Below are 13,124 nucleotides of genomic sequence, written 5' to 3' on the forward strand. Positions count from 1 at the left end.
TGCACGCTGTTTTATTTATCAGTATTATCATTTCCTTTTGCTTGCATACACATTATGAACAATCTAAAAACACGGCTTCTTCTGATTTGCTTCTTCCCTGTAGGTAGCCTAGCGCAAGCTTCTGAGAACATTGCAGACTACTTACAAGAACAAAGCAAGCACCAAGTTTCAGAAGATTTTTACGCACAGCCAGCAGCAAATAACCTGAATCTAGATGCAAAAACTAACTCTTTAACTTGGCACGAAGATGGTAAGCCGGATCACTGTCGTTACGCCAAGCAGCCCAAAGACGTCGCAACACATTTCGACTACGGTGAAGCAAACGATCTATCTGACGGCTTACAACACTTTGATTTACCAGAGAGACATTCTGCAAAGGTCAAATCGACACATCGCACTTATGCTAATAACCCTCACCTTCTTCCTGGCAATAAACAATTTGCCGCCCCTGAAGACGGCACGTTTAGCCTGTCCGTATCGTCGGATTGTTTTTAGCCGATATAAATAAAAAATGCCCTGAGACAAAACTCAGGGCATTTTCACTATTTGTTTGATGGGTAACGTCACCATCTCACCGATTTAAACTTATTCTTCGTCAGTGTCTACTTCGGTTTCACGTGCTTTGCGGGCTTCTTCTTTACGAACTTTTGCCGCTAGTTGTTCTGCTTCACGCTCTTGACGTTGCGCTGCTTTACGCTCGTTACGAACCACTTGATTTTGGATAAACCCAGCCAGTTCTTGTTCAGCCCAAGCTTGTGCTTTCTCTTCGCTGTCAAAGCCTGTTTCACGCTTTGATACTACAGTCTTACGAGATGTCACTTGGCGAGTGATTTCTGCGCTCCAGCCGTTACGTTTTTCAGTGACGCGGATAGCAAATTTTGGATTCTTAGACATTTCTTTCATTTCCTAAGGGATTTAGGGATCAATCAGGGATTCGGTCAACTTGATAACTCCATCTAAGCTGAGCTGTTTAACACCATCCCTTGGTAAGCGCGGTATTAGAGCATAAAAGTAATCTAAACGCTGCAAGTTTTTTACGCTAGATAATAGATGACAAAGAAGAGACAGAACAAAGCAACGTTTCGCCAAGTCACTAGAAAGAGCGACGAAGAAAAAAGAAAGCGCTGGTCTCTCAACCAACGCTTTACTTAAGCTAGATTAACCTTTGGTTAATTAACCGATATTCTTACGGGCATTTTGGAACATACGCATCCAAGCGCCATTTTCACCCCAACCTTCCGGAGCCCAAGAATTTGCAACTGTGCGGAATACGCGCTCTGGGTGAGGCATCATGATAGTTACGCGACCGTCTGCTGTTGTTAAACCGGTAATCGCGTTTGGCGAACCATTCGGGTTGTTCGGGTATTGTTGTGTTGGGTTACCGAGGTTATCCACGTAACGAACCGCAACCGTACCTGATGCTTCAATCGCTGCTAGGTGCTCTGCATCACGTACTTCTACACGCCCTTCTCCGTGGGAAACCGCGATTGGCATACGCGAACCAGCCATGCCGTCGAAGAATACAGAATCAGATTTCTGAACTTCAACTAGACTAAAGCGCGCTTCAAAACGCTCAGATTCGTTGCGCACAAAACGTGGCCACAAGTCTGCACCTGGGATCAGCTCTTTCAGGTTTGATAGCATCTGACAACCGTTACATACACCTAAAGAGAACGTCTCTTCACGGTTGAAGAAGGCTTGGAACTGTTCACGAGCTTGTGCGTTAAACAGGATAGACTTAGCCCAACCTTCACCCGCACCTAGTACGTCGCCGTAAGAGAAGCCACCACAAGCTACTAGGCCATGGTATTCATCCAGTACCGCTTGGCCCGTTAGGATATCGCTCATATGGATGTCGGTTGCTTCAAAGCCTGCTCTGTCAAACGCTGCTGCCATTTCGACGTGGGAGTTAACGCCCTGCTCACGTAGGATTGCCATCTTAGGTTTAGCACCTTTCGCAATGTACGGTGCTGCAACGTCTTCATTTACGTCGAAGCTGAGCTTAACGTTTAGACCCGGGTCAGAGTTGTCTTTCTTAGCTTCATGCTCTTGGTCTGCACACGATGGGTTATCACGTAGACTTTGCATCTTATGCGTTGTTTCAGCCCAGATAACGCGTAGTTCGGTACGTGAACGTTCAAGCACAACTGCATCACCAGAAGTGATAACAAAGTCGTCTGAAGCTTCAACAGAACCAATCACATGTGAGCATGCCTCTAAGCCGTTTGCCGCCAGAGTAGATAGAACTGAATCTAGATCATCATTCTTAACTTGAACAACCGCACCTAGCTCTTCGTTAAATAGAACGGCTAGCGCATCGTCACCCAGCTTTGCGATGTTCGCTTTTACGCCACAGTGACCCGCGAACGCCATCTCAGCCAGTGTAACAAAAAGACCGCCGTCGCCTTTATCGTGGTAAGCCACTAGCTTGTCATCACGTACTAACGCTTGCATTGCATCAAAGAAGCCTTTTAGCTGCTCTGCATTATCTACGTCAGCAGGTTTGTCACCCAGCTGTTTGTATACTTGTGCCAATGCTGTCGCACCTAAGCGGTTTTTTCCGTTACCCAAGTCAACAAGAACTAGAGAGGTATCTCCTTTGTCAGTGCGTAGTTGTGGAGTCACGGTCTTACGTACGTCTTCCACACGACCAAATGCCGTGATAACTAGCGACAGTGGAGAAGTGACTTCTTTGCTCTCGCCGTTTTCTTCCCACTTGGTTTTCATCGACATGGAGTCTTTACCAACTGGGATAGTCAAACCTAAAGCAGGACACAATTCTTCACCAACCGCTTTCACTGCTTCGTAAAGACCCGCATCTTCACCTGGGTGACCCGCTGGAGACATCCAGTTCGCAGACAGTTTAATGTGTTTAATATCACCGATGTCTGTTGCCGCAATGTTCGTTAGTGACTCACCAACGGCTAGGCGAGCCGATGCTCCAAAGTCTAGTAATGCCACTGGCGTGCGCTCACCCATCGACATTGCTTCGCCATAGTAAGTGTCGTAGCTTGCCGCTGTTACTGCGCAGTTTGCTACTGGTACCTGCCAAGGACCAACCATTTGATCACGAGCAACCAGACCCGTAACTGTTCGGTCACCGATAGTAATTAGGAATGTTTTTTCTGCAACAGCAGGAAGACGAAGTACGCGATCCACCGCTTCATTAAGCTCAATACCATCACGAACAATGGCAGGGCTTTCCACTTTTAGTGTGGTTGCGTCACGGTGCATCTTCGGTGGCTTACCAAGCAGGATATCCATTGGCATATCGATTGGCGTATTGTCGAAGTGAGAATCTTCTAGCGTTAGATGACGCTCTTCTGTCGCCACACCCACCACTGCATACGGTGCGCGTTCACGCTTACAGATGGCGTCGAATGCTTCCATGTTTTCTGGCGCTACCGCTAGAACGTAACGTTCCTGTGATTCGTTACACCAGATTTCCAGTGGGCTCATGCCCGGCTCATCGTTTGGTACATCGCGTAATTGGAACTTACCGCCACGCTCACCGTCGTCGACAAGTTCAGGCAATGCGTTAGAGATACCGCCTGCACCCACATCGTGGATAAATGCGATTGGGTTATCGTCGCCTAACTGCCAACAACGGTCGATCACTTCCTGACAGCGACGTTCCATCTCTGGGTTTTCACGCTGTACCGAAGCGAAGTCCAGATCTTCTGCTGACTGACCAGATGCCATGGAAGATGCCGCACCACCACCAAGACCGATGTTCATTGCCGGACCACCAAGTACGATTAGGCTCGCACCTACAGGGATCTCTTTCTTCTGTACGTGTTCATCGCGGATGTTACCCATACCACCAGCAATCATGATTGGTTTGTGGTAACCACGAATTTCTTCACCCGCATGAGAAGTGACTTTTTCTTCGTAAGTACGGAAGTAACCCAATAGATTTGGACGACCAAATTCGTTGTTGAATGCCGCGCCGCCAAGAGGGCCTTCAAGCATGATGTCTAACGCATTCACAATACGACCCGGCTTGCCGAAGTCGGTTTCCCATGGCTGTTCAAAACCAGGAATACGTAAGTTAGAAGTTGTAAAACCAACCAGACCCGCTTTTGGCTTACCGCCGATACCCGTCGCGCCTTCGTCACGAATTTCACCGCCTGAGCCAGTCGATGCGCCCGGCCACGGAGAGATTGCCGTTGGGTGGTTGTGCGTTTCTACCTTCATCAAGATGTGCGTATCTTCATGGTGGTACGTGTATTGACGAGATTTAGGGTCAGGGAAGAAACGCCCCGCTTTAGAACCTGTCATAACGGCTGCGTTGTCTTTGTATGCAGACAGCACATAGTCAGGTGTCGTTTCAAAAGTGTTTTTGATCATTTTGAACAAAGACTTAGGTTGATCTACCCCGTCGATAGTCCAATCTGCGTTAAAAATTTTGTGGCGACAATGCTCTGAGTTCGCCTGAGCAAACATCATCAATTCAATGTCGTTTGGGTTACGCCCAAGCTTAGTAAAGTTCTCTACCAAGTAATCAATTTCATCTTCTGCGAGTGCCAAGCCAAGGGAAACGTTTGCCTCTTCAAGCGCCAGACGACCGCCAGCTAAGATATCAACATGTGCTACAGGCTTAGGCTCTGCAACAGTAAATAATGCTGATGCGGCTTCAAATTCTGTGAATACTGTTTCCATCATGCGGTCGTGAATTAACGCTTTAACAGCGTCAGCTTGAGCTTCTGATAGAACAACTGAAGATTCGACATAATAAGCCGTACCACGCTCTAGACGTTTCACTTTATCCAGACCACAGTTAACAGCGATATCGGTAGATTTAGAAGACCAAGGCGAGATAGTGCCAGGACGAGGCGTGACAAGAAGTAGAAGACCTTCAGGCTCATGCTCTTCGATGGTTGGGCCGTAAGTTAGTAACTTTTCAAGTTTTTCTAACTCTTGGTCATCAAGGTCTGACTTTAGATCGGCAAAGTGCATAAACTCGGCATAAATGCTAGTTACAGGCAGATCTTGTTCACGACAAAGTTCCAGTAGTTTATTAACACGAAACTCAGAAAGAGCTGGGGAGCCACGCAAAATTCTCATGTGCTTAGGTCTCTTATGCAATTGATTAAGGTGATATTGGAATAAATTCAGACACTTAAAATAAGCCCTGTCGAACCTATGCCGATTCCACCTCGTCATTGCGAGCGCATTATATAGTAATTGTTTTTGTGATGTAACATCAAAAGCAACCGTTTGCGTCATTTTTTTTGTCAAATTTGAATTACAACTAAAATGTCGATAAAACACACAATGTCACGTTATAAGTGTGTGATTCACTTTGCCCCATGAGCTCGCTTTGATATAAAGGCAAATAGAAATTTTCCAAGATGTACCTATTAATGCAAATAAGTCACTTCAACCGGCTCAAGCGCAGTGCTCTAATTTTAGTTTCTGTTCTTTTACTCTCTGCTTGCCAGATTGAGTCGGAGCCCAAAAGTGAATTTGAAAAAATTCAAGAACGTGGTGTGCTTCGTGTTGGCACGCTAAACAATCAGCTTTCCTACTACATAGGTCCCGATGGTCCCGCAGGGTTGGATTACGAATTGGCGCGTCAGTTTGCGGAGCAGCTCGGCGTCAAACTCGAGATTAAACCAGCCTTTCGCCAGGCTGAGCTTTTTCCTGCTCTTAAGAAAGGAGATATCGATATCATCGCTACGGGTTTAAATCAAACGTCACAAGCAGTCAAACGATTTAGACCAGGCCCTGCCTATTATTATGTAAGCCAACAAGTGGTATATAAAAAAGGGCAACTTCGACCACGTGATATCGAACAACTCATTGAATACCAAGCCTCGAAAGACGACGAGTCCGACGAAGATACAAATGCAGGCGCTCAAACATTAAAGATCGTTGAACAATCGCAATATGTTCCGACCCTAACAGCGTTAAAGAAGCAGTATCCAGAACTTCAGTTTGAAATTGTTGGTGATGCTGACACGAGAGACTTACTCAAATACGTATCGAAGGGTGAGTTACGTTTTACTGTGACTGATTCGGTGGAACTTTCCCTAGCTCAACGCCTTTACCCCGATCTTGCGCTCGCGTTCGAACTTACAGAAGATCAACCTGTGTCTTGGTTTACTCGACGTTCTGAAGACGAAAGCTTGTATGCAATGCTGATAGAGTTTTTCGGTAACATCAAACAATCAGGAGAACTGTCCACCCTCGAAGAAAAGTACATTGGTCATATTGAAGCATTTGACTACGTTGATACTCGCGCATTCATTCGAGCTCTGGATGACAAATTGCCTAAATGGGCACCTTTATTCCAAAAATACAGCGAAGAGTTCGACTGGCGATTAATTGCAGCATTGGCTTATCAAGAGTCACACTGGAAACCAACAGCAAAATCGCCAACGGGTGTTAGGGGGATGATGATGCTGACTCTGCCAACGGCGAAAAGCGTCGGGGTGACTGACCGTTTGGACCCTGAGCAATCTGTTCGTGGTGGTGTCGAGTACTTACGTCGTATTGTAAGTCGCGTGCCTGATAGCATTAACGAGCATGAAAAAATATGGTTTGCGTTAGCTTCATACAATATTGGTTACGGCCACATGATGGACGCACGACGACTCACCAAAGCACAAGGTGGCGATCCGAACGCTTGGGCTGATGTAAAAGACAGGCTGCCTTTACTGCGTCAGAAGCGCTATTACAGTCAAACTCGCTATGGGTACGCCAGAGGCGATGAAGCGCGTAATTACGTAGAAAATATTCGACGTTACTACCAATCCATCATTGGTCATGTCAGCCAACAGCCAGCGATTGATGAGAATAGCGATGACTTGCAAGTGATTCCGCCGCTCAACCCCGACATTTTGATATCGGGCGCAGTAGAGACCGTCGTAGAACAAGTCTCTGGCGCTTCTGACGTCACGGTTGAAGAAGACACCGAACAAGAAAGCATTGAAGAATAAACCCGCGGTAAACTAAAAAATGACGAGCCTATGAAGCTCGTCATTTTTGTTGAGTCCTAACGAAAACTTATCTAGACTCCAATATTCTGAGTGACACCAACCACACTCAACCATTCCTTTGGTTGGTCGCCTTTTCTTCATCGTTAGTAAAACTGATTGCTTTGTAACAGATTACTTTACAACCACATGGTTTAGCTCACTTGATGAAGCGGCGCTTTCGGCTACACTCTGCCGAAATAACGTCACTCCTATTATTAAGCATCGTATTGAAATTGTTTGCTGGCTCTGTGCAATGCAGAAGTCAAATGAAGAACGTTTAAACCATACAATGTTTAGTGCGATTATCGAGCCTATTGCCAAGCATCGATGAGCCGCGCTTTACTGGTATAAGTCTTGTCTGCAGGAGGTTTTGAATCTGAGAAGACGTAGAGTGCAGTCAAAGCGTTTAAATAACACAGTAGCTGCTATCCGACGTAAACGTAAACTGACATGTATGAAAAAGAAAGTAAGTTCACGTAATCGTGTTTTTGTACATTTAGTCAATCACTAGTGCGTCCAAGCAAACATCTACCACGTTGTAGGTGTTTGCTAGCCCTCACTACTCCTACTACCTTGTTCGCTCTCTCCATTTTCTAATGCTTTTTGTGCTTGCTTCTTCGCTTTAATTTCCTTTCGGCGGCGCTTAAAAAACGCTTGTAGCTGAGTGCGGCACTCATCTTCTAGCAGCCCCTTTTCAACGAAGGCGTAATGGTAAGCTGCTTGGCTTTCAAACAAATTAAGCACTGTTCCTGCAGCTCCAGCTTTTAAATCTGGCGCTCCAAAAACAACCCGCTTAACGCGGCTATGCAATAAGGCTCCGGCACACATTGGGCATGGCTCAAGTGTTACATATAACGTCGTATCCAGAAGACGGTAATTTTCTAGCTTTTGGCCTGCTTTACGCAGTGTTTGGATCTCAGCATGTGCGGTAGCGTCATGGGTGCCAATAGAGCGGTTCCAGCCCTCAGCGATAATTTCACCATCTTTGACAAGCACTGCGCCGACAGGTACTTCCCCCTCAGCTTCTGCTTGCTCAGCAAGCTCCATCGCTCTGCGCATAAACAATTCATCTTGAGGGGTAAACGGATGGTTAGACAAAGGAGGCTCCAAAGAAACAAAAAACGATTGAAGTCAGGAATTTTATCACCAACTTCGGTTTCACTACAGCAACACATCACGAGACAAAGTTTGCAACTCCAAAAAACCTAGTTACAAGACCTATCGATGTTCGTTTTGCGAGAACAAAAAAGCGCAGATCGAAGACCTGCGCTTTTTGGCTGCCAATTAGCGGCTTTCACACCCTACACGTTTTTACATGGTGTAAGTGTAAGGAGCTTGAATGCCTAGCGGGATACCTACCATCCAATAAGCAACTAGGAAGATAGACCAACCGATCAGCATTGCGATCGAGAATGGCATCATTAGTGACGCAAGCGTACCGATACCAGCCGACTTCACATAACGCTGACAGTAAACCACTACAAGAGGGAAAAATACCATTAGAGGCGAAATGATGTTCGATACAGAGTCACCCACACGGTAAGCCGCTTGAGACAGCTCAGGCGAGATACCAACCGCCATTAGCATTGGCACTAAGATTGGACCAATTAAAGCCCATTTTGCCGATGCCGAGCCAATAAGTAGGTTTACAGACGCGGTTAGAAGGATCATACCGATGATGGTCACTTCACCTGGTAGGTTCATCGCTTTTAAGCCTTCTGCGCCATACAACGCTAGCATCGTACCGATGTTTGACTGAGCAAATGCAGATAAGAACTGAGCACAGAAGAACGACATAACAATGTATGCGCCCATGGTCGACATGGTATCAGCCATCGCTTTGATAATGTCGTTGCTGGTCTTGAACGTTCCAGACACTTTACCGTAAACGTAACCAGGAATGATAAACAGAATAAAGATCAACGGCACGATAGACTTCATTATCGGTGCTGAGAAGGCCGTAATTTCACCTTCAGGCGAGCGTAGCGCTGATGTTTCTGGAATTAATGCTGCAACAAGTAAGGCAATACCCGCCATCATTGCCCAACCAGCATAACGAAATGCTTTTGATTCCAGTTCAGTAAATGAGCCTAGGTTTGGCGCAGTTTCCGCATCATCATCAATTGGCATTTTTGATAAACGAGGCTCGATGATTTTCTCTGTCACGTACCAACCAATCCCCACAATAATGATAGAGGATAGGCCAGTGAAGAAGATGTTCGCTAATGGGTTAACCACATATTCAGGATCAAGAACCTGCGCCGCAGTTTGCGTAAAGCCAGCTAGTAGTGGATCGATACCTGAAGGGATAAAGTTTGCAGAGAAGCCACCAGATACACCTGCAAATGCTGCCGCAATACCTGCTAGAGGGTGACGACCTGCCGCATGGAAGATAATACCGCCAAGAGGAATAACCAGAACATAGCCTGCATCTGCCGCAGTATGCGATACAATGGCAACCAAAATAAGCATTGGAGTAAGAAGCTTAGCTGGCGTGAAGTTCAGCATCTTCTTAAGACCCGTCGTAATAAAGCCCGAAGAATCTGCAACACCCACACCTAGCATTGCGACAAGTACGATACCCAGTGGCGCAAAGCCAGTAAACGTCGTCACCATATTAGCAAGGAAACTTGCTAGCGCTTCGCCCGTAAGTAAGTTGGTGATAGTAAGAGCTTCGCCCGTTCGAGGGTTTGGAAGATCGAATGATACATTCGACAAAAGTGCTGACGCCGCCCAAGTAATGATCAATGCCCAGAAGAACAAAATCGCAGGATCAGGAATTTTGTTACCTGTCCTCTCGATAAAGTTTAAAAAGCGCTCCATCCCGCTCGGCTTCGATGATGGTGCCTTATTTACAGCTTGGTTACTCATGGTAACTCCATAGTGAATGATGTTGGTGCCAAGGCCTATTTGAGTAATTATGACGGCCTACTATCCAACGAGTATTCTAGTAAACACTAATGGAGAAAGCACAAGGTTCTATATTTTTTTTCATAATTGGAGACATATTTTGCAAAAAAACAAAACCAAAGATACAAGCCTGAAACATTATGGAAAAATCAACATATACATTTAGTAAACGAGCTGGCAAAAACAGAGGTTGCATAGAGCGATGAATAGATAGTTTTAAGAAAAGAAACTATACGTGATGAGAAGCAAGAAATAATTCTCTTCAATATAAAAAGGGCAACGCGGACAGTGAACACCTTATCCAGAACTCCAATCGGTTTTGATTGAATCGGCATAAAACAGGAACCTAGACTATTTAATCAAATTCGCTATGTTTAGAGATCATGGTTTTCAGCTCTACCGATTGTATTTTACCGTGGCGATCTTGCCATAGAGCTTCCATATGTATCGTTTTAAGTGCGCCCGACAGAGTTGCCGTTGGCACAGACCAAGATAAAGTATACAAGGGGTGCGTAGTATCTTCCCCAGAGACAATATTTGTATCAAAATTAGCGGCGGGCATCGAGGGGACTGCAGAAATAGCCCCACGCGTACGAAACCACTCTAATTTCTGCTCAGCAAGATTTAGCGCTTCAATGCTATGCATCGCGTAATCTGCCCGCAGCTCAATGTAAGCTTGCAACTTAACCAATCCAAGAGCACCGACACCAATTAAAATAAAAGAAATCATTATTTCAATTAAACTAAAACCATGTTGTTTACTTGGCATTCCAACTTCCCTCTTGCCAACGAACATCATTTCTCCTTGTTGTAGGTCTTTTGCTGGAATCAAATAGTAACTCCATTGAGCCCGCAATTGAGGTTTTTAACCCATCAGTATCAAAACCATAACCACCCGTTGCGTGAAATGCCCCTGCATCAACATAAACAGTTTGTGTAAGATCAGTATATTGTTTACCAATGGTAAAATTAGTCGGTGAGCCATCAGCATTCGAGAACAAACTTTCCCAATAGCTTTTTAACTCATTAGGAGCAAACTGTGGTTTAGTTTTATCGACTAAATGAAAAAGCGAACCCTGAAATGTTGTTGAACCAGTATTGATAAAAATACCATCTTGAATAACTAACGTATATTTCTCATGGTTGCCTTGAAGTGCTAAATTCCCGTGAATGGCGCAGTCACCAGTAATCCAAACCTTATCTACTTCCTTAAAAGCATTTTCGATAGCTGATTTACACTGTGTCGCATTTGACAAATTGATTTTCCCAGCTTTCGGAAATGAAGCTTTGACTTTATCAATATTTTCCGGTGTTTTTTTGTAATCAAAAAAGGTTTGGAATGGATCGACTTCAGAGTCATAAACAAAATCGCCTTTTAGCTGCGGATCAGAAGTTTCAGGTTTATTAGTTTTCGTAATTGCATTCCCAGCTTTTACTGTAACATTGGTTGTCGTTGCAGCGGTACACCCTCCAGAAGGAGAACCATCATATAAGCTATTCGCTCTTATTGATGCAGTGTTATATTTTGATCCTGTGCTTCCGCCTTCCATGGTATAACTATACCGATAAGTCAGTGATATGCATTCATACAGATTGTCAGAATTAAGATCACCTTTCGCATCTGGATGAACCTTTAAATCACCATAAGTAGTTAACTTGGATGTGGTTTGTATCGCTCCTTTTCCACGATTACTTAGTGTACTGAAAGTTTTATTGAGCTGGGCCCAACCATTGTGAGATATAGAATTAATACGATAGACTCCTGCCCCTATATCAGTAACGTTCAGCTGGCTAAGGTTTAATTCCCTCTTACATAAGGTATTTAAATTATTGTGATTAATTGGGATGAGCTCGTTCACTATGGATACATCATCTGTGACATAAGCAAATAGACACTCAAGCCCCCCTTCCGCTTCCCAGTGCTGTTGCCGAGAACTAACTTCATTCTGCGCACGCTTAATTTGATAAAATAGATTCTTATATGACCCTAACGTCACAACCAAAGCGACAGAGAGCAGTATGGAAGTAATAAGTAACGTGGCCACTCCTTGTTGATGCTTACGTATCATTGCCAATTCCTTTGCTGAACTTGTAATAAAATGGCGTGAGAAATTGCCGGATCATTTTTTAATTCAGCGGCCATTGAAATAGAAATAAACGCACTCTCTATTGACGAACCTGATAGTAATGTTCGACTAACACCAAATTGAGTTACTTTAATTTGCTTAGGATCAAAAAGATCAAAACATCCACTAGCAGCAGACACGACACTTAAAGGTGATGGTGAATCATCCTGGCAATATTCCAACATATTATCCTTTAACCGATATATCGTATTACTCACAGAGCTTGCTGTGTTTCGATAAACATAACCGATTTTTTCGGATTGTTGATATAGAACGCTAGGAGAACCGGAAAGCATCATTGATTTTGTCGTAATACCATCAAACCCTGCTCGTTGAATATCCTCTTTCACTTGTTGAATTACACTACTCATCTGCTGAAGTAGCATTATTTCCTTGCTTCGCTGCACAGCTGTTTTTTGGTTAGAAAGAAACACTGCGCCAACAATGCCCAAAGCGACAAGTCCTAACAACGCAGCAATCATAAACTCAACAAGTGTACTACCCTGCTGTTTAGCATTGTTCAAAGCCATATTTTGCCTTATTCATAGCGCACACTTTTACTCGCCCTGCTCCGTTATGAACAGTTACTTTTATCGGACTGGTATCCGCTTGAGATTTCTTCAGGTGAATACTTCCCGCATTTTTGGGATTCCCCATAACACGATCAAACTTGACGCTAGTTATATTACTCGACACCACCAGACCCCGATATAGATGACCTTGCAGCTCAGCAACAGTATTCATTGAAGTAATGTCAGTGACATTCGATACACTCGAGAGTGTGAGCTTCCAGCTTCCGGTGGATGAAGGCAAGCCTTGAATATGAACCCAAAAATCTTGATTTCTCATCACCGATTCCGATTTCGCTTGGATCAAAAAACCCTGTAATTCGTTGGCTAAATTCACTATTTTCATGTGTTGGCTAACTTTTGAAAAACTTGGGGCGACAAAAAGTAGTAGCACTGACAAGACAGCAACAGTAATAAGAAGCTCCAACAACGTAAACCCGCGAGGCATTTCCCAAATTCCTATGTAAACGGCAAAAGGGCCGTAATTCATCTTGCACAGATGCTATCACCTGCCAAAAATAGGCGGAAAAGTGAAA

General features: G+C 44.5%; 10 protein-coding genes. 2 read left to right on the forward strand and 8 right to left on the reverse strand.

The window, feature by feature from the left end; genetic code table 11:
- Positions 1-54 precede the first annotated feature (54 nt).
- Complete coding sequence (locus R7O13_RS17695) at positions 55-495, forward strand: DNA-directed RNA polymerase subunit beta (RefSeq protein ID WP_213866988.1); 441 nt, start codon at positions 55-57, stop codon at positions 493-495.
- Positions 496-585: 90 nt separating this feature from the next.
- Here R7O13_RS17695 and R7O13_RS17700 read toward each other — a convergent pair whose 3' ends face one another.
- Complete coding sequence (locus R7O13_RS17700; protein WP_025998700.1) at positions 586-894, reverse strand: DUF3622 domain-containing protein; 309 nt, start codon at positions 892-894, stop codon at positions 586-588.
- A 279-nt stretch (positions 895-1,173) separates the two neighbouring features.
- The gene (gene purL / locus R7O13_RS17705; RefSeq protein WP_182039812.1) at positions 1,174-5,067 is read right to left on the reverse strand and encodes a phosphoribosylformylglycinamidine synthase; all 3,894 of its coding nucleotides are present in this window, start codon (positions 5,065-5,067) and stop codon (positions 1,174-1,176) included.
- Between the two features lie 299 nt (positions 5,068-5,366).
- On the opposite strand from purL, the gene mltF reads away from it, so the two are divergent.
- Positions 5,367-6,944, forward strand: coding sequence for a membrane-bound lytic murein transglycosylase MltF (gene mltF, locus R7O13_RS17710; RefSeq protein ID WP_181881277.1), 1,578 nt, complete (start codon positions 5,367-5,369; stop codon positions 6,942-6,944).
- A gap of 588 nt (positions 6,945-7,532) precedes the next feature.
- Here the strand turns inward: mltF and tadA are convergent.
- From tadA to R7O13_RS17740, 6 genes are all read right to left on the reverse strand, one after another.
- The gene (gene tadA, locus R7O13_RS17715) at positions 7,533-8,042 is read right to left on the reverse strand and encodes a tRNA adenosine(34) deaminase TadA (protein ID WP_412125718.1); all 510 of its coding nucleotides are present in this window, start codon (positions 8,040-8,042) and stop codon (positions 7,533-7,535) included.
- A 252-nt stretch (positions 8,043-8,294) separates the two neighbouring features.
- The gene (locus R7O13_RS17720) at positions 8,295-9,854 is read right to left on the reverse strand and encodes an AbgT family transporter (RefSeq protein ID WP_017635695.1); all 1,560 of its coding nucleotides are present in this window, start codon (positions 9,852-9,854) and stop codon (positions 8,295-8,297) included.
- 394 nt (positions 9,855-10,248) lie between these two features.
- Positions 10,249-10,662: a prepilin-type N-terminal cleavage/methylation domain-containing protein gene (locus R7O13_RS17725; protein WP_017635696.1), complete on the reverse strand. Its 414-nt coding sequence runs from the start codon at positions 10,660-10,662 to the stop codon at positions 10,249-10,251.
- Complete coding sequence (locus R7O13_RS17730) at positions 10,652-11,962, reverse strand: hypothetical protein (protein WP_053302988.1); 1,311 nt, start codon at positions 11,960-11,962, stop codon at positions 10,652-10,654. The genes R7O13_RS17725 and R7O13_RS17730 overlap by 11 nt, the downstream gene beginning before the upstream one ends.
- Entirely contained in the window at positions 11,959-12,549 is a 591-nt protein-coding gene (locus R7O13_RS17735) for a PilW family protein (protein ID WP_017635697.1), read from the reverse strand. The genes R7O13_RS17730 and R7O13_RS17735 overlap by 4 nt, the downstream gene beginning before the upstream one ends.
- Positions 12,530-13,036 (reverse strand): GspH/FimT family pseudopilin, encoded by a 507-nt coding sequence (locus R7O13_RS17740; RefSeq protein ID WP_017635698.1) that lies wholly within the window; start codon positions 13,034-13,036, stop codon positions 12,530-12,532. The genes R7O13_RS17735 and R7O13_RS17740 overlap by 20 nt, the downstream gene beginning before the upstream one ends.
- Between the last annotated feature and the right edge of the window lie 88 nt (positions 13,037-13,124).

The organism is Vibrio sp. Y176 (assembly GCF_033438945.1).

Excerpts from the sequence above, each read along its gene's own strand:
- R7O13_RS17695 (WP_213866988.1), top strand. The coding sequence starts at position 55 with ATGAACAATCTAAAAACACGGCTTCTTCTGATTTGCTTCTTCCCTGTA.
- R7O13_RS17700 (WP_025998700.1), bottom strand. The coding sequence starts at position 894 with ATGTCTAAGAATCCAAAATTTGCTATCCGCGTCACTGAAAAACGTAAC.
- purL (WP_182039812.1), bottom strand. The coding sequence starts at position 5,067 with ATGAGAATTTTGCGTGGCTCCCCAGCTCTTTCTGAGTTTCGTGTTAAT.
- mltF (WP_181881277.1), top strand. The coding sequence starts at position 5,367 with ATGCAAATAAGTCACTTCAACCGGCTCAAGCGCAGTGCTCTAATTTTA.
- tadA (WP_412125718.1), bottom strand. The coding sequence starts at position 8,042 with ATGCGCAGAGCGATGGAGCTTGCTGAGCAAGCAGAAGCTGAGGGGGAA.
- R7O13_RS17720 (WP_017635695.1), bottom strand. The coding sequence starts at position 9,854 with ATGAGTAACCAAGCTGTAAATAAGGCACCATCATCGAAGCCGAGCGGG.
- R7O13_RS17725 (WP_017635696.1), bottom strand. The coding sequence starts at position 10,662 with ATGCCAAGTAAACAACATGGTTTTAGTTTAATTGAAATAATGATTTCT.
- R7O13_RS17730 (WP_053302988.1), bottom strand. The coding sequence starts at position 11,962 with ATGATACGTAAGCATCAACAAGGAGTGGCCACGTTACTTATTACTTCC.
- R7O13_RS17735 (WP_017635697.1), bottom strand. The coding sequence starts at position 12,549 with ATGGCTTTGAACAATGCTAAACAGCAGGGTAGTACACTTGTTGAGTTT.
- R7O13_RS17740 (WP_017635698.1), bottom strand. The coding sequence starts at position 13,036 with ATGCCTCGCGGGTTTACGTTGTTGGAGCTTCTTATTACTGTTGCTGTC.